At 65.6% G+C, this 19,711-nt stretch carries 17 protein-coding genes and 1 pseudogene; 13 read left to right on the forward strand and 5 right to left on the reverse strand.

Features of this window, described 5'->3' with window-relative positions; all coding sequences use genetic code 11:
• The first annotated feature begins 67 nt into the window (after positions 1-67).
• The 13 genes from uvrA (at position 68) to J7I92_RS18535 (ending at position 14,563) form a co-directional block, all read left to right on the forward strand.
• Entirely contained in the window at positions 68-2,995 is a 2,928-nt protein-coding gene (gene uvrA, locus J7I92_RS18475; protein WP_214842911.1) for an excinuclease ABC subunit UvrA, read from the forward strand.
• Positions 2,996-3,152: 157 nt separating this feature from the next.
• The gene (locus tag J7I92_RS18480; protein ID WP_214842912.1) at positions 3,153-3,869 is read left to right on the forward strand and encodes an HAD hydrolase-like protein; all 717 of its coding nucleotides are present in this window, start codon (positions 3,153-3,155) and stop codon (positions 3,867-3,869) included.
• Positions 3,856-4,524: a 1-acyl-sn-glycerol-3-phosphate acyltransferase gene (locus tag J7I92_RS18485; RefSeq protein ID WP_214842913.1), complete on the forward strand. Its 669-nt coding sequence runs from the start codon at positions 3,856-3,858 to the stop codon at positions 4,522-4,524. The genes J7I92_RS18480 and J7I92_RS18485 overlap by 14 nt, the downstream gene beginning before the upstream one ends.
• 85 nt (positions 4,525-4,609) lie before the next feature.
• A complete protein-coding gene (gene uvrC, locus J7I92_RS18490; protein WP_214842914.1) occupies positions 4,610-6,619 on the forward strand; it encodes an excinuclease ABC subunit UvrC in 2,010 nt (669 codons plus the stop codon).
• Between the two features lie 68 nt (positions 6,620-6,687).
• Complete coding sequence (rapZ, locus tag J7I92_RS18495) at positions 6,688-7,611, forward strand: RNase adapter RapZ (protein ID WP_214842915.1); 924 nt, start codon at positions 6,688-6,690, stop codon at positions 7,609-7,611.
• Positions 7,611-8,630, forward strand: coding sequence for a uridine diphosphate-N-acetylglucosamine-binding protein YvcK (yvcK, locus tag J7I92_RS18500; RefSeq protein ID WP_214842916.1), 1,020 nt, complete (start codon positions 7,611-7,613; stop codon positions 8,628-8,630). Before rapZ ends, yvcK begins: the two co-directional genes overlap by 1 nt.
• Before the next feature lie 9 nt (positions 8,631-8,639).
• Positions 8,640-9,620 carry a DNA-binding protein WhiA gene (gene whiA / locus J7I92_RS18505; protein ID WP_214842917.1) on the forward strand — a complete coding sequence of 327 codons (981 nt, stop codon included), beginning with the start codon at positions 8,640-8,642 and terminating at the stop codon, positions 9,618-9,620.
• A 121-nt stretch (positions 9,621-9,741) separates the two neighbouring features.
• On the forward strand, positions 9,742-10,365 hold the full coding sequence (locus J7I92_RS18510; protein ID WP_028269302.1) for a superoxide dismutase: 624 nt from the start codon (positions 9,742-9,744) through the stop codon (positions 10,363-10,365).
• Between the two features lie 266 nt (positions 10,366-10,631).
• A complete protein-coding gene (gene gap / locus J7I92_RS18515; protein WP_214842918.1) occupies positions 10,632-11,642 on the forward strand; it encodes a type I glyceraldehyde-3-phosphate dehydrogenase in 1,011 nt (336 codons plus the stop codon).
• Positions 11,643-11,652: 10 nt separating this feature from the next.
• Positions 11,653-12,879 carry a phosphoglycerate kinase gene (locus J7I92_RS18520; RefSeq protein ID WP_214842920.1) on the forward strand — a complete coding sequence of 409 codons (1,227 nt, stop codon included), beginning with the start codon at positions 11,653-11,655 and terminating at the stop codon, positions 12,877-12,879.
• Between the two features lie 83 nt (positions 12,880-12,962).
• Positions 12,963-13,778 carry a triose-phosphate isomerase gene (gene tpiA / locus J7I92_RS18525; RefSeq protein ID WP_214842922.1) on the forward strand — a complete coding sequence of 272 codons (816 nt, stop codon included), beginning with the start codon at positions 12,963-12,965 and terminating at the stop codon, positions 13,776-13,778.
• 49 nt (positions 13,779-13,827) lie between these two features.
• Positions 13,828-14,085: a preprotein translocase subunit SecG gene (gene secG, locus J7I92_RS18530; RefSeq protein WP_137322707.1), complete on the forward strand. Its 258-nt coding sequence runs from the start codon at positions 13,828-13,830 to the stop codon at positions 14,083-14,085.
• A gap of 100 nt (positions 14,086-14,185) precedes the next feature.
• A complete protein-coding gene (locus J7I92_RS18535) occupies positions 14,186-14,563 on the forward strand; it encodes an RNA polymerase-binding protein RbpA (RefSeq protein ID WP_214842924.1) in 378 nt (125 codons plus the stop codon).
• On the opposite strand, the gene pgl is transcribed toward J7I92_RS18535, so the two are convergent.
• From pgl to J7I92_RS18560, 5 genes and pseudogenes are all read right to left on the reverse strand, one after another.
• Positions 14,534-15,352: a 6-phosphogluconolactonase gene (gene pgl / locus J7I92_RS18540; RefSeq protein ID WP_214842926.1), complete on the reverse strand. Its 819-nt coding sequence runs from the start codon at positions 15,350-15,352 to the stop codon at positions 14,534-14,536. The two genes, J7I92_RS18535 and pgl, sit on opposite strands and share 30 nt — an antisense overlap.
• On the reverse strand, positions 15,342-16,283 hold the full coding sequence (locus J7I92_RS18545; protein WP_214842928.1) for a glucose-6-phosphate dehydrogenase assembly protein OpcA: 942 nt from the start codon (positions 16,281-16,283) through the stop codon (positions 15,342-15,344). Before J7I92_RS18545 ends, pgl begins: the two co-directional genes overlap by 11 nt.
• Positions 16,280-17,842 (reverse strand): glucose-6-phosphate dehydrogenase, encoded by a 1,563-nt coding sequence (gene zwf / locus J7I92_RS18550; protein ID WP_214842929.1) that lies wholly within the window; start codon positions 17,840-17,842, stop codon positions 16,280-16,282. The genes J7I92_RS18545 and zwf overlap by 4 nt, the downstream gene beginning before the upstream one ends.
• Positions 17,843-17,857: 15 nt before the next feature.
• Positions 17,858-19,495 carry a glucose-6-phosphate isomerase gene (locus tag J7I92_RS18555; RefSeq protein WP_214842930.1) on the reverse strand — a complete coding sequence of 546 codons (1,638 nt, stop codon included), beginning with the start codon at positions 19,493-19,495 and terminating at the stop codon, positions 17,858-17,860.
• Between the two features lie 6 nt (positions 19,496-19,501).
• Positions 19,502-19,711 (reverse strand): annotated as a pseudogene (locus tag J7I92_RS18560) (transaldolase); the annotation flags it as partial.

Raw genomic sequence — 19,711 nt, forward strand, 5'->3', positions numbered from 1 at the left:
GGCTGCCTGTCGGCGGCGAATGGCTCCCGCATGGAAGTTCGAAGAAGTTTTCGATTAGCATTAGTGGGTGCCTAAAGCCGTAGCTGAAGAACCAGCCCTTGATGCCCGCTCCGCCGTCGTCCCCCTGAACCAAGGCAAACCGGCGCGCCCCGATCTTTCCCGCCTCGTCGTGAAAGGGGCCCGGGAGCACAACCTGCGCAACGTTGACCTGGACCTGCCGCGGGATTCCATGATTGTTTTCACCGGCCTCTCCGGGTCAGGCAAGTCATCCCTCGCATTCGACACGATCTTCGCCGAGGGCCAGCGCCGCTACGTCGAATCCCTCTCCGCGTATGCCCGCCAGTTCCTGGGGCAGGTGGATAAGCCGGATGTGGACTTCATCGAGGGCTTGTCCCCGGCTGTGTCCATCGACCAGAAATCCACCAGCAAGAACCCGCGGTCCACGGTCGGCACCATCACGGAAATCTACGACTACATGCGCCTGCTCTGGGCCCGTGTGGGTCGTCCGCACTGCCCCATTTGCGGGGAGCAGGTGGCCAAGCAGACGCCGCAGCAGATTGTGGACCAGCTGCTGGAACTGCCAGAGGGCACGCGCTTCCAAGTGCTGGCACCCGTGGTCCGGGGGCGCAAGGGCGAGTTCGTCGACCTCTTCAAGGAGCTCACCGCCAAGGGCTACTCCCGTGCCCGCGTGGACAATGAACTCATCCAGCTCAGCGATCCGCCCAAGCTAGGCAAGCAGTTCAAGCACACCATCGAGGTGGTGGTGGACCGGCTGGTGGTCAAGCAAGGCATCAGCCAGCGCCTGACCGACTCGGTCGAAACGGCCCTTGGACTGGCAGAAGGCCGCGTCCTGGCGGACTTCGTGGACCTCGAAGCGGAGGATCCGCACCGCGTCCGGGCTTTCTCGGAGCACCTCGCCTGCCCCAACGAGCACCCCCTCGCGATCGACGAGATCGAGCCCCGCTCGTTCTCCTTCAACAATCCCTTCGGGGCGTGCTCCGCGTGCAGCGGCATCGGCACCAAGCTGGAAGTCGACGAGGAACTCATCATTCCCAACCCGGAGCTGTCCCTTGGCGAAGGGGCCATCGCGCCATGGTCCCTGGGCACGGCCACCAGCGAGTACTGGAACCGGCTGCTGTCCGGGCTCGCGAAGGAACTCGACTTCTCCATGAAGACGCCGTGGCAGAAGCTTTCGAAGGACATCCGCCAGACTGTCCTGCACGGCAAGGACCACAAGGTGGTTGTGCAATACCGCAACCGCTTCGGCCGGGAGCGCAAGTACAGCACCGGCTTCGAAGGTGTGGTCCAGTACGTCCACCGCAAGCACCTGGAAACGGATTCGGACACAGCCCGGGACCGGTACGAAGAGTACATGCGGCAGATCCCGTGCCCGGCCTGCAACGGCGCCCGCCTGAACCCGGCGTCGCTCTCCGTGCTCATCAACGGCAAGTCCATTGCCGAGGTGGCCGCCATGCCCATGCGTGAGTGCGCCCGCTTCCTCGACACCCTGGTGCTCACCGGCCGGGAAGCCCAGATTGCCCACCAGGTCCTGAAGGAAATCCAGGCGCGCCTGACCTTCCTCCTCGACGTCGGCCTGGAGTACCTGAACCTGGAGCGCCCCTCCGGCACGCTGTCCGGCGGTGAAGCGCAGCGCATCCGGCTGGCTACGCAGATTGGTTCCGGCCTGGTCGGCGTCCTCTACGTCCTTGACGAGCCCTCCATCGGCCTGCACCAGCGGGACAACCGCCGGCTGATCGAAACGCTCACCCGGCTGCGCGACCTCGGCAACACCCTCATCGTGGTGGAGCACGACGAGGACACCATCCAGGAAGCCGACTGGGTGGTCGACATCGGACCCGGTGCCGGCGAGCACGGGGGCCAGGTGGTCCATTCGGGCTCCTACAAGGAACTCCTGGAAAACCGGGAGTCCCTCACCGGCGATTACCTCTCCGGGCGGAAGAAGATCGAGATCCCCGCGAAGCGGCGCAAATACGACAAGAAGCGTGAGCTGAAGGTCATTGGCGCGAGGGAAAACAACCTCGTCAACGTGGACGCCGCCTTCCCGCTCGGCCTGCTGACTGCGGTGACGGGAGTGAGCGGTTCCGGCAAGTCCACCCTGGTCAACGAAATCCTCTACAAGGTGCTCGCCAACAAGCTCAACGGAGCCAAACAGGTGGCCGGCCGGCACAAGACCGTGCAGGGCCTCGAACACCTGGACAAGGTGGTGCACGTCGACCAGAGCCCCATCGGCAGGACCCCGCGGTCCAACCCGGCCACGTACACCGGCGTATTCGACAACATCCGGAAGCTGTTCGCCGAGACCACCGAAGCCAAGGTCCGCGGCTACCAGCCCGGCCGCTTTTCCTTCAACGTCAAGGGCGGCCGCTGCGAGGCCTGCTCCGGTGACGGCACGCTGAAGATCGAAATGAACTTCCTGCCGGACGTCTACGTGCCGTGCGAGGTCTGCCATGGCGCCCGGTACAACCGGGAAACGCTGGAAGTCCACTACAAGGGCAAGACCATCGCCGACGTCCTGAACATGCCCATCGAGGAGGGCGCGGAGTTCTTTGCCGCGTTCACCCCGATCGCCCGGCACCTCCGCACGCTCGTGGACGTGGGGCTGGGTTATGTGCGGCTGGGACAGCCGGCCACCACGCTGTCCGGTGGTGAAGCCCAGCGCGTCAAGCTTGCCGCGGAACTCCAGAAGAGGTCCAACGGCCGCAGCATCTATGTCCTGGACGAGCCCACCACCGGGCTGCACTTCGAGGACATCCGCAAGCTGCTCCTGGTCCTCCAGGGCCTGGTGGACAAGGGCAACACCGTGATCACCATCGAGCACAACCTGGACGTTATCAAGAGCGCGGACTGGATCGTGGACCTTGGTCCCGACGGCGGATCAGGCGGCGGGCAGATCATTGCCACCGGCACTCCGGAGCAGGTGGCAAAGTCCACCGCCAGCCACACGGCGACGTTCCTGGCCGAGATCCTGAACTAGCGGAGGCTGCGCCAGCGGGGCGAGCGGACTACGGAGGCCGGGTAGGCGGGGGCGCGGGCTGCGGCGGAGGGCTGAGCTTGCTGCTCCGGCGGGAAGAAGTATTCCCGCCGGGGAATGCGAGTTTCAGCCTTCCGTGCACTCGTGAGAAACTAACCCGGTGACCCTTACAACAGTGCCCGTGATCTTCGACCTGGACGGCACTCTTGTCGATCCGGCAGGCGGGATCACGGACGGAATCTCCGCGGCTCTTACCGAACTAGGCATCAGGGTCCCCGCCCCGTCCCAACTTGACGCGATGATCGGTCCGAAACTCAGCGACTCCCTCCTTAACGTTGCAGGGGTTCCGCAGGAGCAACTGGAGGAGGTCATCCGCCGCTACCGGGCCTACTACCTCGAAACCGGGATTGCACAGAGCCGCCTGTACCCGGGCATCCGCGCGCTCGTCGAGCAGTACGCCGCAGCCGGGCGTCCCATTGCGGTGGCAACGCAGAAGCCGGAAGGGCTGGCACGGATCGTGCTGGAACACCACGACATCGCGACCTCCTTCGACTTCATCCGCGGGTCGGCGGCCGATGAAGCCGCCCACGCTACCGCGCCGCGCGGCAAGACCGAAATTGTTGCCGCCGCCCTGTCCGACCTCGGCACGCAGCAGGCTGTCATGGTGGGGGACCGTGCGCAGGACGTAGCCGGTGCCATGGCCAACGGACTTGACTGCATCGGCGTCAGCTGGGGCTTCGCTCCCGACGGCGAGCTCCACGAAGCAGGGGCAGTGACGATCGTGCACTCCGCCACGGACCTCGCGGCGGTCATTGACAGCATGGACTCGGTCCGCGCCGCAGCCCTGAGCGAGGTGCACAACGATGGCATTGTTTGATGCGATCCGCTGGACCACGCGCGGACTGATCTCCGGGACCTGCCGGCCCACCGTCATTGGCCTTGAGAACGTGCCCACTGAGGGTCCGTTTATTGTCGCGCCGAACCACCTGTCCTTCCTGGACAGTGTGATTGTGCAGGCACTCATGCCCCGTCCGGTCGCCTTCTTCGCCAAAGCGGAATACTTCACCACCGGCGGCGTCAAGGGGAAGGTCATGAAGTCCTTCTTCGAAGCCGTGGGCTCCATTCCCGTGGAACGCGGGGAGCAGGCTGCCAGCGTCGCGGCCCTCAAAACACTGCTGGACATCCTCGAAGCGGGGAAGGGCATCGGCATCTATCCCGAGGGGACCCGCTCGCGCGACGGCGTACTCTACCGGGGACGTACCGGCGTCGGCTGGCTTGCCCTGACCACGGGGGCGCCCGTCATTCCGGTAGGCCTCATTGGAACCGAGAACCTCCAGCCTGCCGGGCAGAACGGCGTGAAGCCGCAGCATTTCACCATGAAGGTCGGCGAACCGCTGTACTTCGAAAAAACCGGCCCCGACCACTCGCTGCCCGCGCGCCGCCAGGTCACGGACCGCATCATGGACGCCATAGCCGAGCTCAGCGGCCAGGAGCGCTCCACCAGCTACAACCAGAGCAAGGTTATGGAATAGCGGCAGGAGCCAGGCTGGCAGTAGTTTCCCGGCAGCAAATCATGGCCTTGTCATGGAGCCCCCGCAGCCTCAGTAGACTTGAATCGTGGCAGATCCAGCTAGTTACCGACCCCAAACGGGCGAGATTCCAACCAACCCGGGCGTATACCGCTTCCGGGATCCGCACGGCCGCGTCATCTACGTCGGCAAGGCCAAAAGCCTGCGGTCCCGGCTGAATTCGTACTTCGCCAACCCGGGCGGGCTGCTGCCCAAAACCTACGCGATGGTCCATGCAGCCAGCAGCGTGGAGTGGACCGTCGTCGGCAGCGAGCTGGAGTCGCTGCAGCTGGAATACACCTGGATCAAGGAATTCAAGCCCCGGTTCAACGTCGTCTTCCGGGACGACAAAACCTACCCCTACCTTGCCGTGACCATGGGGGAGAAGCTTCCCCGCGTGCAGGTGCTGCGCGGTGAACGCCGGAAGGGCACGCGATACTTTGGCCCCTACACCGCCGGCGCCATCCGCGAAACCATGGACACGCTCCTGCGCGTCTTTCCGGTGCGCAGCTGCAGCCCGGGCGTGCTGAAGCGGGCCCAGGCCAGCGGCCGGCCCTGTCTGCTGGGCTACATCGACAAATGTTCCGCACCTTGTGTCGGCCGGGTGACGCCCGAAGAGCACCGGGCACTGGCGGAGGACTTTTGTTCCTTCATGGGCGGCGAAGCCAAACGCTTCATCGCGCGGCTGGAAAAGGACATGGCCGCGGCAGTCGCCGAGCTCGACTACGAGCGGGCAGCACGCCTGCGGGACGACATCATTGCCCTCCGGAAGGTCTTCGAACGCAACGCTGTGGTCCTGGCCGAGGACACCGACGCCGACGTTTTCGCCCTGTACGAGGACGAGCTGGAGGCGGCCGTCCAGGTGTTCCACGTGCGCGGCGGCCGCGTCCGGGGCCAGCGTGGCTGGGTAGTGGAAAAGGTCGAGGATTCCACCACTCCCGACCTGGTTGAACACCTCCTCCAGCAGGTCTACGGCGAGGAAGGGGACAGCCAGGGTCGGATGCCCAGGGAGGTCCTGGTGCCCGAGGAGCCCAGCAACGCTGCCGAGCTGGCGCAATGGCTTTCGGGCCTGCGGGGCGCAAAAGTGGACATCCGCGTCCCCCGCCGCGGAGACAAGGCAGCACTGATGTCCACCGTGCGGGAAAACGCCGAGCACGCGCTGAAGCTGCACAAATCGCGCCGTGCCGGTGACCTGACGAACCGGTCCCTCGCGCTGCAGGAACTCCAGGAGGCACTGGACCTGCCCGTCGCGCTGCTCCGCATCGAATGCTTCGATATCTCGCATGTGCAGGGGACCAATGTGGTGGCGTCCATGGTGGTGGTGGAAGACGGCCTGCCCAAAAAGTCCGACTACCGCAAGTTCTCCATCACGGGCGCTGCAGCGGTGGACGACACAGCTGCCATGCACGATGTCCTCACCCGCCGCTTCCGGAACTACCTGCAGGAGAAGTCGGCGCAGGCGGAAGCGGCGCAGCTTCCCGGGCACCAGGCCGCCGTCGATGCCCTGGCAGCCGCGTCCGTGCAGGACACCACCACGCCCGCCCCGCGCGCAAAATTCGCCTACCCGCCCAACCTCGTGGTCGTTGACGGCGGCAAGCCCCAGGTCAACGCAGCCGCACGTGCCTTGGCGGAGCTCGGGATCGAGGACGTCTACGTTGTGGGCCTCGCCAAACGGCTGGAAGAGGTGTGGCTGCCGGACAGTGATTTCCCGGTGATCCTGCCGCGCACATCCGAGGGGCTCTACCTGCTCCAGCGCATCCGCGACGAAGCCCACCGTTTCGCCATCACCTTCCACCGGCAGAAACGCGGCAAGGCCATGACGGTTTCAGCCCTCGACGGCGTCCCCGGCCTGGGCGAGGCCAAGCGCAAAGCGCTGCTGGCGCAGTTCGGTTCGGTCAAGAGCATCCGAACCGCCAGCGCGGCGGAACTGGCCATGGCCAAGGGCATCGGCCCGTCCCTGGCGGATGCGATTGTCAGCCATTTCAGCAACGGTGCCGCGAACTCCGGTGCGGATGCGACCGCCATCAACATGGCAACCGGCGAAATCATTGAAACTTAGCTAGGGTAAGGACCTGAAGCGAAACGCGCAGTTGCGTCGAATTACATAGCAGGAATGGGGCTTTACTCATGGCAGAGTCAACGGCAGAATCCGAAACGGAACAGGACGGCATGACGCCGATCAGGCCCGTTGAAGCGGAGCTGCTCGTGGTGACGGGTATGTCCGGCGCAGGCCGCAGTACAGCCGCCGACGCACTCGAGGACCACGGTTGGTATGTCGTTGAGAACCTGCCGCCGCAGATGCTCGGAACCTTGGCCGAACTCGTGTCCCACGCACCGCAGTCCATCCCCAAGCTTGCCGTGGTGGTCGACGTCCGCAGCAAGGCGCTCTTCACCGATATCCGGACCGCGCTGAAAACGCTGGAAGCAAGCGGCGTTATGTTCCGCGTCCTCTTCCTGGACGCCAACGACGACGTCCTGGTGCGCCGCTTCGAGCAGGGCCGCCGTCCGCACCCGCTCCAGGGCGGCGGGCGGATCCTCGACGGCATCGCCGCGGAACGGGACCTGCTGCATGAGCTCCGCGACTCCGCGGACATCGTGCTGGACACGTCCGAGTTCAACGTCCACGCACTCGCCACGGCCATCACCGAGCTCTTCACTGACACCGGCCCCGTGGCCCTGCGCCTGAACGTCATGAGCTTCGGCTTCAAGTACGGGCTGCCGGTGGACGCGAACTTCGTGGCGGACGCCCGCTTCATCCCCAATCCGCACTGGGTGCCGCAGCTTCGCCCGCACACCGGACTGGACAAGGACGTCAGCGACTACGTCCTTGAGGCCGAAGGGGTCAAGAACTTCGTGGACCGCTACGTGCTGGCCATCGAGCCTGTCCTGGACGGCTACCGCCGCGAAAACAAGCACTACGCCACCATTGCCGTGGGCTGCACCGGCGGCAAGCACCGTTCCGTGGCCGTCGCCATGGAACTGTCGAAGAAGCTGGCACAGTACCCGCGCGTCACGGTCACCACCACGCATCGGGACCTGGGCCGCGAGTAATGGGGCTGCTTACCGGGCCGCTGCCCTTGGTTCCGCCAGCCGGCGGCACGGGCAGCGGCCAGCTGGACAAGGGACCGACCGTCGTCGCCCTCGGCGGGGGCCACGGGCTGGCCGCCTCGCTGTCCGCCCTTCGGCTGCTGACCACGGAACTGACCGCCATCGTCACGGTCGCGGACGACGGCGGGTCCTCCGGCCGGCTGCGCGAGGAGTACGGCGTCCTCCCGCCGGGCGACCTGCGGATGGCGCTGACGGCGCTGTGCGACGACACCGACTGGGGACGGACCTGGCGGGACGTCATGCAGCACCGGTTCCAGCCCGGCGCCGGCCGCGGCGGCTCGCTCGACGACCACGCCATGGGCAACCTGCTGATCGTCACCTTGTGGGAACTGCTGGGCGACACGGTCGGCGGCCTCAAATGGGCCGGCGCACTGCTGGGTGCCCGCGGCCAGGTCCTGCCGATGTCCAGCATCCCGCTGACCATCGAGGGTGATGTCCGGGTCCCCGGTCCAGACGGTACCTACACGTTGGAGACGGTCCGCGGTCAGGCCAGGTGCGCGGTGGCGGGTTCGCTGGACAGCGTCCGGCTCCTGCCCGAGTCGGCGCCGGCCTGCGTTGAAGCCCTGACGGCCATCGAACTGGCCGACTGGGTGGTCCTGGGACCCGGGTCCTGGTACACGTCGGTATTGCCGCACCTCCTGCTGCCGGAGATGCGCCAGGCGCTGACGGACACGCCCGCCAAGCGGTGCCTCACCATGAACCTGGCGACGGACACCAAGGAGACCTCCGGGATGTCCGCCGCCGACCATCTGCGTGTGCTGCACAGTTACGCGCCCGGCTTCAGCGTCGACGTCGTGCTGGCGGACCCCGTGTCCGTACCGGACCTCGACGAGTTCAAGCGGGCTGCGGGGATGCTCGGCGCGGAGGTGCTCTTGGGTAAAGTAGGGGCGTCGAGCCGCCGTCCGATCCACGACCCCCTGCGTCTGGCAACGGCGTACCACGATATTTTCGGGAACAGTTAGGAAGGTGCCATGGCACTGACATCATCAGTCAAGGAAGAACTGTCCCGCCTGGACATAAAGAAGTCCTCGGTCCGCAAGGCTGAAGTCTCCGCAATGCTGAGGTTCGCCGGCGGCTTGCACATCATCTCAGGCCGGATCGTTATCGAGGCGGAGGTGGACCTCGCCTCAACCGCACGCCGGCTCCGCGCCGCCATCGCCGAAGTCTACGGCCACCAGAGCGAAATCATTGTCGTCTCCGGCGGCGGGCTCCGCCGCGGCAACCGCTACGTGGTGCGGGTGGTGCGCGACGGCGAGGCGCTGGCCCGGCAGACCGGGTTGCTGGACGCCCGTGGGCGCCCCGTGCGGGGCCTGCCGTCCGTCGTCGTAAACGGCTCCGCGGCCGACGCCGAGGCCGTGTGGCGCGGCGCGTTCCTGGCACACGGCTCGCTGACCGAACCGGGGCGGTCCTCCGCCATGGAGGTGACCTGCCCCGGCCCTGAATCGGCGCTGGCCCTGGTCGGCGCGGCCCGGCGGCTGGGAATCCAGGCCAAGGCCCGCGAAGTCAGGGGAGTGGACCGCGTCGTCATCCGGGACGGCGACACCATTGCCGCCCTGCTTACCCGGATGGGCGCGCACGATGCACTCATGGTCTGGGAAGAACGCCGCATGCGCAAGGAAGTGCGGGCCACGGCCAACAGGCTGGCAAACTTCGACGACGCCAACCTGCGCCGCTCGGCGCAGGCCGCAGTCGCCGCCGGCGCCAGGGTGGACCGCGCCTTGGAGATCCTGGGTGACGACGTCCCGGACCACCTGAAGTATGCCGGCGAACTCCGGGTGGCACACAAGCAGGCGAGCCTTGACGAACTTGGCCGCCTGGCTGATCCGCCCATGACAAAGGATGCGATTGCGGGCAGGATCCGCAGGCTTCTGGCCATGGCGGACAAACGGGCCCTGGACCTGGGCATCCCCGGGACCGAGGCCAATGTGACGCCGGAAATGCTGGACGAGTAGCAGCGCCCCTAGAATCGAGACGGGATTCCGTCCCCCACAGATTTCCGGGTGACCTGTCACCCGGATGCACAATCCGAGATTTACCAAACCGGACAAACTGTCCACGATATTGGAGGATTTTGTGACCGAGTACGTACTGCCTGAACTCAGCTACGACTACGCAGCGCTGGAGCCCCACATCTCCGCACGCATCATGGAGCTGCACCACAGCAAGCACCACGCTGCCTACGTGGCGGGCGCCAACAACGCCCTGGCCCAGCTGGCCGAGGCACGTGAAAAGGGCGACTTCGCCAACATCAACCGCCTGTCGAAGGACCTGGCCTTCCACACCGGCGGCCACGTCAACCACTCCGTGTTCTGGAACAACCTGTCCCCGGACGGCGGCGACAAGCCCGAGGGCGAGCTGGCTGCAGCCATTGACGACGCCTTCGGCTCGTTCGACGCCTTCCGTGCGCAGTTCAGCGCTGCCGCACTGGGCCTGCAGGGCTCGGGCTGGGGCTTCCTGGCCTACGAGCCGATCGGCGGAAACCTGGTCATCGAGCAGCTGTACGACCAGCAGGGCAACGTTGCACTCGGCACCACGCCGCTGCTCATGCTGGACATGTGGGAACACGCCTTCTACCTGGACTACGTGAACGTGAAGGCCGATTACGTCAAGGCCTTCTGGAACATCGTGAACTGGGCCGACGTCGCCAAGCGCTTCGACGGGGCACGCAAGAACGCCACGGGCCTCATCACGCTCTAACGCGTGACGCGGGAGACACCCACGTGTAACAAACTTCACATTTAGCCCGTTTCGGGCCGAATCGTGGACGGTCCGCCCCCGCACTTGCGGGGGCGGACCTTCTTAAACGTAAGATGGATCACGGAAGGCGGTTAGCCTTCAGCAATGTGGCTGGTCGCCCTCCGATCTGGTAATCATCTCTGCCCAATGGCGTGCGGGATCTGTTAGTTGGCTTCAACGCCCGCTCAACTAGTTGTGCTTCTACAAGCACCAAGGAGACTGAAAAAGTGACGACCCGTATTGGTATCAACGGCTTTGGCCGCATTGGCCGCAATTACTTCCGCGCTGCACTCGCACAGGGTGCGGACCTCGAGATCGTTGCCGTCAACGACCTCACCAGCCCCGAAGCGCTGGCACACCTCTTCAAGTACGACTCCGTCGGCGGCCGCCTGAAGGAGAGCATCGAGGTCAAGGACGGCAACATCGTCGTCAACGGCAACGTCGTCAAGGTCCTGGCCGAGCGCGACCCCGCCAACCTCCCCTGGGGCGAACTGGGCGTCGACATTGTCATCGAGTCCACCGGCTTTTTCACCAAGGCCGCCGCTGCCCAGAAGCACATCGACGCCGGCGCCAAGAAGGTCCTGATATCCGCCCCGGCCTCCGATGAGGACATCACCATCGTGATGGGCGTGAACCACGAGCTCTACGACAATGCGTCGCACCACATCATCTCCAACGCCTCCTGCACCACCAACTGCCTCGGCCCGCTGGCCAAGGTCGTCAACGACGAGTTCGGCATCGAACGCGGCCTGATGACCACGGTCCACGCCTACACCGCAGACCAGAACCTGCAGGACGGCCCGCACAACGACCTCCGCCGTGCCCGTGCCGCCGCAATCAACATGGTTCCGACCTCCACCGGTGCAGCCAAGGCCATCGGCCTGGTCCTGCCGGAGCTCAAGGGCAAGCTGGACGGCTACGCCATCCGCGTTCCGGTCCCCACCGGCTCCGCCACCGACCTCACCGTCACCGTTTCCCGCGAGACCACGGTTGAGGAAGTCAACGCCGCACTGAAGAAGGCAGCCGAGTCGGACGCTCTCCAGGGCATCCTGACCTACACGGACGCTCCGATCGTCTCCTCTGACATCGTTGGCGACCCCGCTTCCTCCATCTTCGACTCGGGACTGACCAAGGTTATCGGCAACCAGGTCAAGGTTGTTTCCTGGTATGACAACGAATGGGGCTACTCCAACCGCCTGGTCGACCTCACGGAGCTTGTCGCGTCGAAGCTGGGCTAGGGTTAGACACATGACATTCCACACCCTCAACGAACTGATCGCTGATGGTGTCCGCGGGCGGTACATTCTCGTCAGAAGTGACCTGAATGTGCCGCTCGACGGCTCTGAAGTGACTGACGACGGCCGCATCAAAGCGTCCCTGCCAGTACTGACGAAGCTCACGGACGCCGGTGCCCGCGTGCTGGTCACAGCCCACCTCGGACGCCCCAAGGGCGCCCCGGAGGACAAATACTCGCTCAAGCCTGCTGTCGCCCGGCTGGCTGAGCTTGCCCCCTTCAAGGTCGCCCTGGCCGCGGACACCGTCGGTGCCTCGGCCAAGGAGCTTGCCGCTTCGCTGCAGGACGGCGAAGCCCTGGTCCTTGAAAACGTCCGGTTCGACGCCCGTGAGACCAGCAAGGACGACGCCGAGCGCGGCGCCTTCGCTGACGAGCTGGTGGCCCTGACGGGGGAGAACGGCGCCTTCGTGGATGACGCCTTCGGCGCCGTCCACCGCAAGCACGCCAGCGTGTACGACGTCGCCACGCGGCTGCCGTCGTACCAGGGCGACCTCGTGCACACGGAAGTCGAAGTGCTGCGCAAGCTCACCACGGAGACCCAGCGTCCCTACGTTGTGGTCCTTGGCGGCTCCAAGGTCTCGGACAAGCTCGCTGTCATCGACAACCTGATCGGCAAGGCGGACACCATCCTGGTGGGCGGCGGCATGCTGTTCACGTTCCTCGCTGCAGCCGGCCACAAGGTGGCCGGCAGCCTGCTGGAACAGGACCAGATCCCCGTCGTGCAGGACTACCTGAAGCGCGCAGCCGACGCCGGCACCGAGTTCATCGTGCCCACCGACGTGGTAGTGGCGGCCAAGTTCGCCGCCGACGCCGACCACGAGACGGTCAGTGCGGACGCCATCGAGGACAGCAGCTTCGGGGCCCAGGGCATCGGACTGGACATCGGTCCGGAATCTGCCGCTTCCTTCGCTGACCGGATCAAGGGCGCCAAGACCGTGTTCTGGAACGGCCCCATGGGCGTGTTCGAATTCGAAGCCTTCGCCAGCGGCACCCGTGCCATCGCGCAGGCGCTCACCGAAGCGGATGCCCTGACGGTGGTTGGCGGCGGCGACTCAGCGGCAGCTGTCCGCACCCTCGGATTCGCCGACGACCAGTTCGGCCACATCTCCACGGGTGGCGGCGCGAGCCTGGAATACCTCGAAGGCAAGGAACTGCCGGGCCTCAGCGTCCTGGACCGCTAGAACCTCCAGCCGGCAGGGCGCCCTACCGAAGTTGTCGGGCGCCCTGCCGGCTGTTCACATGACAAGTACTTTTTGGAGAACACGTGACAACGTCAACGAATGGCAAGTTCGACCGTACGCCCTTGATTGCCGGCAACTGGAAGATGAACATGGACCACGTCCAGGGCATCACCCTGCTGCAGAAACTGGCCTGGACCCTGTCCGACGCCAAGCACGACTACAGCCGCGCTGAAGTTGCTGTCTTCCCGCCGTTCACCGACCTCCGCGGCGTCCAGACCCTTGTCCAGGGCGACGAGCTGGACGTTGCCTACGGAGGCCAGGACCTTTCGCAGTTCGACTCCGGCGCCTACACGGGCGACATCTCGGGGCAGTTCCTGAACAAACTGGGCTGCAAGTACGTGCTGGTGGGCCACAGCGAGCGGCGCACCGTCCACAACGAATCCGACGAAGTCCTGAACGCCAAGGTCAAGGCCGCCTACCGCCACGGCGTTACGCCGGTGCTCTGCGTCGGCGAAGGCCTGGAGATCCGGCAGGCCGGAAACCACGTCCAGCACACGTTGAACCAGCTCCGCGCCGACGTCGAAGGCCTTAGCGCTGAGGAAGCGGCCCAGCTCGTCGTTGCCTACGAACCTGTCTGGGCCATCGGCACGGGTGAAGTGGCCGGACCCGAAGACGCGCAGGAAATGTGCGCGGCCATCCGCGCCGAACTCGCCACGCTGTTCGGCGATGACGTTGCTGCCAAGGTCCGCCTGCTTTACGGCGGCTCGGTCAAGGCCAACAACGCCGCAGCCATTCTGAACGAGCGCGATGTGGACGGCGTGTTGGTGGGAGGCGCCAGCCTCGATCCCGCTGAGTTTGCTAATATTGTCAGGTTCGAGAGTCACCTGCTGACGGATTAGTCCGGACACAGGCGTGACCCCCGCAATCATCAACTTCTGAAAGGCCGTCGTGGACGTTCTTCATGTCATTTTGCAGATCCTCCTGGGCATCACCAGCCTCCTGCTGACGCTGCTCATCCTGCTCCACAAGGGACGGGGCGGCGGTCTGTCGGACATGTTCGGCGGAGGCATGAGCTCAGGCCTCAGCTCGTCCGGCGTGGCGGAACGGAACCTCAACAGGTTCACCATCATCCTTGGCGTCACGTGGGGCGTTGTCATCATCGCCCTCGGCTTGCTGATGCGCTTTTCCTCGGGTGGCGACTCCTAGCAGTACCGGTACTAACGGCCCTGCCGCCGTCGGGAACTCCGCACTAAACTGTGGCTGTTGGCTTGCAACAGTCCGTCAGTCGAGTAGGCAGGAGTTCCCGATGGTGCATGCTGCTTCAGGGTTCCGGGGAACCCGTGTGGGGGTAACGGAGGGGTCGGCCCCCAAAATCCAGCCAAACGACGTCGTCGGTGAACGGTTGCCGCGTATTCGTGTTTCCTATTGGTGCGCCAGGGGTCACGAGACGCGGCCTGTTTTCATTAAGCTCCCGGAGGACCAGATCCCGGTGGTGTGGGACTGCCGCCGCTGCGGCGATACCGCAACCCGGGACGAGTCCCTGGTGGAGCTGCCTTCCCACTCCGAAGAGGGCTATAAGAGCCACCTTGAGTACGTTAAAGAAAGACGCTCCAGCCAGGACGCCGAAGACGTACTGGCTGGAGCGCTGGAACGGCTAAGAGCCCGCGGAAGTTTTACGGACTAGCTGCTCCGGAACCCTGGAAGCGGCGTTCTCGTCGATAAGCCAGAGCGTCTGGGAGCGTCCCCTGGGTCCGGCCGCCGGCACCTGGACAGGGTTGGCCCCTGCCAGGGCCAGTCCTACGGCCCCTGCCTTGTCCTCGCCTGCAACTACCATCCAGACTTCACTGGCAGTGTTGATCGCCGGCAGTGTCAGGGAGATCCGTTCCGGCGGCGGCTTGGGCGAATTGCGGACGCCGACCACCGTGAGCTCCTTTTCGCGGATGCCTGCCTGCTCAGGGAAGAGCGAGGCCACATGGGCATCCGGCCCCACACCAAGCAAGACCACGTCGAACCGGGGAAGTGTCCCCGGGTTCTCGGGCCGGTCGTCGGACATGTCCGCGGCATGCTCCGCGGCCGCAGCTTCCGCCAGGCGGCGCGCGTAGTCCGCGGCGGCCTCCTCCGGACTGTCGAAGTCATCCGAGGAAGCCGGCTGGTTCACCCGTTCCGGGTCTACCGGAATGCGGGACAGCAGGGCCTCGTGGGCCTGAAGGGTGTTGCGGTCGTTGTCGTTGCTGCCAACGAAGCGCTCGTCGCCCCACCAGAAATTGACCTTGGACCAGTCGACTGCCGGTGCCGCCGCGGAGTCAGCAACCGCCTTGAGGGTTCCGATGCCCACGCTGCCGCCGGTCAGCACCACCGTCGCCTCGCCGTGTTTGTCCTGGACGTCCACGAGTTTGGTGATGAGCCGCGCCGCAATGGCGGCCATCAGTACGGATGAGTCAGGGTGGATGCTTACTCTGGGGTCAGCGCTCACTGGGACGGACACTCCTTAGATTTGTACGGGGCAGTCCAATGGTAATCACTTCACCAAAGACTTCGTCGGGATCCAAACGGCGGAGTTCTTCGGCGAGGCAGTCCCGGAGGCTTCGACGCGGGAGCGAGATGCGCTGGGCCGGCTGCCCCGGCTGGGTCAGTTCAGCCACGGACAGTCCCGGACGGAACAGCTGGACGTCGCCGCTCGCGCGGCTCAGCCGGACACGGCGGATGCCGGTGCCGGCCGGGTCCGCCACGATGGTCACCGGGGCGTCCAGGGCGAGGGTCAGCCATGCTGCCAGGAGGAGCGTGCTGGGGGAGTCCGAGGCACCTTCCACGGCAACTGCCGTCACGGGCGAGGAATCGACCTGGTCCAGGACCGCGGCCAGCTGGATGCGCCAGTTGGTCAGGCGGGTCCAGGCGAGGTCGGTGTCGCCTGCTTTGTACGTGCTGCGGATATTCTCGAGGGCCCGCTGCGGGTCCTCCTCGTTCGCCGAGTCCGTGATCCGCCGGTGGGCGATCCGGCCGATGGAGGTCTCGCAGGCGTTCTTCGGCGCACCGTGCGGCCACCAAGCCACGATCGGAGCGTCGGGGAGCAGCAGCGCGGCCACCAGGGATTCGCTTTCCTCGGCAAGTTCACCGTAGCCCCGGAGCACGATCACTTCGGAGGCCCCGGCGTCGCCGCCCACACGGATCTGGGCGTCCAGCCGGGTGGGCGCCTGGGCGCCGGCGTCAGCCAGGACGATGATCCGGCAGGGGTGTTCCCGGCTGGCTTCGTTGGCTGCTTCGATGGCCTCTTCTTCCAGACCGGACTTGGTGACCACCACGAGGGTCAGCACCCTGCCGAGCGCGATCACGCCGCCCTGCTCGCGCAGGGACATGATCTTCTTGGAGATGCTGGAGGTTGTTGTATCGGGAAGATCTACGATCATGGCCTTCTCCAGGTTCGTCCGTCGCGGGCAAGCAGCTCGTCGGCCGAGGCTGGGCCCCAGCTTCCGGGCGCGTAGGGCTCAGGCTGTTCGCCGAGGCTGGCCCAGTACTCTTCAAAGGGATCCAGGATCTTCCAGGAGAGTTCCACTTCCTGGTGGCGGGGGAACAGCGGCGGCTCGCCCAGCAGCACGTCCAGGATGAGCCGTTCATAGGCCTCCGGGCTGGACTCGGTGAACGAGTGACCGTACCCGAAGTCCATGGTGACGTCGCGAACTTCCATCTGGGTGCCTGGAACCTTGGACCCGAACCGGATCGTGGCGCCCTCATCGGGCTGGACCCGGATCACCACGGCGTTCTGGCCAAAGTCGTCATCGCTGTGATCGCGGAACAGCAGGTTGGGGGCGCGCTTGAAGACCACCGCGATCTCCGTGACGCGGCGGCCAAGCCGCTTGCCGGCGCGCAGGTAGAACGGCACACCGGACCAGCGCCGGGTGTGGATGTCCACCCGGATGGCAGCGTAGGTTTCCGTGGTGGAGTCGGCGGGGATGCCCTCCTCCTCAAGGTAGCCGAGGACCTGCTCGCCGCCCTGCCAGCCGCCGGCGAACTGGCCCCGGGCCGAGTGGGCGGACAGGTCGTCCGGCAGCTTGACCGCTGCCAGGACCTTTTCCTTCTCCGCCCGCAGGTCATCGGCGTTGAAGGAAATAGGCTCCTCCATTGCTGTCAGCGCCAGGAGCTGGAGCAGGTGGTTCTGGATGACGTCGCGGGCAGCGCCCACACCGTCGTAGTAGCCTGCGCGGCCACCGGTGCCGATGTCCTCGGCCATGGTGATCTGGACGTGGTCAACGTAATTGGCATTCCAGAGCGGCTCGAACAGCTGGTTGGCAAACCGCAGGGCCAGGATGTTCTGGACCGTTTCCTTGCCAAGATAGTGGTCGATCCGGAAAACGGCGTCCGGCGGGAAAACGGACTCCACGATGTCATTGAGCTGCCGGGCCGACTCGAGGTCGTGCCCGAACGGCTTCTCGATGACCACACGGCGCCACTTGTCGCCCTCGGCTTGCGCCAGTCCATGCTTGGACAGCTGGCGGCAGACCTGTTCGAAGGCCTTCGGTGGAATCGAGAGGTAAAACGCGTGGTTGCCGCGCGTTCCGCGCTGCTCGTCCAGTTCGTCGATTGTGTCGCCGAGCCGCTCAAAGGCGTCGTCGTCGTCGAACTCTCCCTGGACAAACCGGATGCCCTCGGACAGCTGGTTCCACACGGCCTCGTCAAACGGGGTCCGGGCATAGGACATGACCGCGGCCTTCACCTGGGCGGCGAAATCCTGGTTGTCCCACTGCCGCCGGCCGAAGCCCACCAGGGCAAAGCTCGGCGGCAGCAGGCCCCGGTTGGCCAGGTCATACACGGCAGGCATGAGCTTCTTGCGGGCAAGGTCGCCGGTCACCCCGAAGAGGACCAGCGAGGAGGGGCCGGCGATGCGGTTCAGCCGGCGGTCCCGAGGGTCCCTCAACGGGTTGCGGCCCCGCCCTGCTGACTTCCTGCTGCCGTTCTCAGTTTCTGGCATGGTTGATTCGGTGCCTTAGCTTTCAGTGTGGGATGCTGCCAGGCCGGCAAGCTCTGAAACAATGTCCTGCAGCTGCTTGACGCCGGCAGCACGATCCGTGAGGTGCAGGCGGAGGACCGGACGTCCGTGTTCGCTGAGGACCTGGGCATCGCCGGCGGCCTGCGCCGAAATCAGCTCACCGAACGTGAACGGCCGCTCCGGGATGGACAGGTCCGTTGCGGATTCTGCAGTGACCTGCAGGAACACGCCGATTGCGGGTCCGCCCTTGTGGAACTGGCCGGTGGAGTGAAGGAACCGGGGGCCCCAGCCAAACGTCACCGGGCGTCCGGCGACTGCCGCAAGCTGGTCGCGGACGCCTTCCAACGGGGCGTATGCCAGCCGGTCGAAGTAGGCCTGGACGCTGAGGTAGCTGTCGTCAGCGAGCTGCGCGAGCAGCGCGGACACGGCTGCGGACGCCGTCGAGGCATCACCCAGCCAGTCGCCGCCGCGGACCTCAATGGCGCCGTCCACGAAATTGGCGGGCGTAGGTTCGGGCTGTGCGTCCAGCAGGCCGCGGGCGGCCACCTTGGCGGCCTCGACGTCGGGCTGGTCAAACGGGTTGATGCCCAGCAGGCGCCCGGCTACCGCCGTCGCGAATTCCCACACCATCATCTGCGTCGCCAGGCCGCCGGCAATGGCGACCTCGTTTTCGCCAAGCTGCACGTCGTCGGCGTCAGCCGCCACCAGCCGCACCACCAGGACGTCGGCTGCTCCGGAGGTGACCTCCGGTGCTGACGGGCCGGCCACAACCGGCAGGACCCCGGTGCCGAGCTTGCCCGTGGATTCGGCGATGAGCTGTTCGGCCCAGTCGGCGAAGCCCACAATGCCGGACCCGTCTTCGGCGATGACGATCTTGTTGCGCAGCGGGCTGGTGCCGCCCAGCGCCGCACCAAGGGCAAGGCCGATGTTCTCCGGGGCGTCCTCGTTGAGGATCTCGGCGGCCTCTTCGGCTTCATCCAGGAAAGCCTGGATGTCCACTCCGGCCAGGCCACAGGGGACCAGTCCGAAAGCGGTCAGTGCAGAGAACCGGCCGCCGACGTTGGGGTCGGCGTTGAAAACGGCACGGTAGCCGGCCTCGCGCGAGGCCTTGTCCAGCGGAGAGCCGGGGTCGGTCACGATGATGATGCGGCTCTTCGCGTCGACGCCGGCATCCGTGAACGCCTGCTCGAAGATCCGGCGCTGCGAGTCGGTCTCCACGGTGGAGCCGGACTTGGATGAAACAACAATGGCCGTTTCGGCTAGCCGGTCGACCAAAGCGGCACTGACCTGTTCGGGGTCGGTGCTGTCAAGCACGGTCAGCTCGACGCCAGCGGTGCCCGCAATGACTTCAGGCGCAAGCGAGGAGCCGCCCATTCCGCAGAGGACGATGCGCGTGACGCCTTTGGCCTTCAGCGCGTCACGGAGTTCCAGGATGTCGCTGACCAGCGGCTGGGAGACGGTGGCCGCCTCGACCCAGCCCAGCCGGATGGCGGATTCCTGCTCGGCGTCGGGGCCCCAGAGGGTATGGTCCTTCGCGAAGATGCGGGTGGCAATGCGGTCTTCCAGCAGGGCAGGGAGGTGCTGCTCAAGAGCCTGGCGGGCAGCGCCGGTGGCGTCGTAGCTGAGTGTGCTCATGATGGGTTAGGAAGCCTTCCGTGCAGAGGCGAGGGCGCCTTCGACGTCGCCGAGGAGTTCCTTCCAGCTGGCGACGAACTTGTCGAGGCCCTCGGACTCAAGCAGTGCCACGACGTCGTTGTAGGAAACGCCAAGGTTTTCGAGCGCGTCGAGGGTGGCGTTGGCTTCGGCGTAGGTGCCGGTCACGGTGTCGCCGGTGACGGTGCCGTGGTCGAA

Origin of the sequence: Arthrobacter sp. ISL-72 (genome assembly GCF_018613755.1) — a bacterium.
GTDB lineage: Bacteria > Actinomycetota > Actinomycetes > Actinomycetales > Micrococcaceae > Arthrobacter.

Coding starts and splice junctions, on each gene's coding strand:
- whiA (WP_214842917.1), top strand. CDS start 8,640: ATGGCACTGACATCATCAGTCAAGGAAGAACTGTCCCGCCTGGACATA.
- J7I92_RS18485 (WP_214842913.1), top strand. CDS start 3,856: ATGGCATTGTTTGATGCGATCCGCTGGACCACGCGCGGACTGATCTCC.
- zwf (WP_214842929.1), bottom strand. CDS start 17,842: ATGCCAGAAACTGAGAACGGCAGCAGGAAGTCAGCAGGGCGGGGCCGC.
- yvcK (WP_214842916.1), top strand. CDS start 7,611: ATGGGGCTGCTTACCGGGCCGCTGCCCTTGGTTCCGCCAGCCGGCGGC.
- J7I92_RS18535 (WP_214842924.1), top strand. CDS start 14,186: ATGGTGCATGCTGCTTCAGGGTTCCGGGGAACCCGTGTGGGGGTAACG.
- J7I92_RS18555 (WP_214842930.1), bottom strand. CDS start 19,495: ATGAGCACACTCAGCTACGACGCCACCGGCGCTGCCCGCCAGGCTCTT.
- rapZ (WP_214842915.1), top strand. CDS start 6,688: ATGGCAGAGTCAACGGCAGAATCCGAAACGGAACAGGACGGCATGACG.
- J7I92_RS18545 (WP_214842928.1), bottom strand. CDS start 16,283: ATGATCGTAGATCTTCCCGATACAACAACCTCCAGCATCTCCAAGAAG.
- J7I92_RS18520 (WP_214842920.1), top strand. CDS start 11,653: ATGACATTCCACACCCTCAACGAACTGATCGCTGATGGTGTCCGCGGG.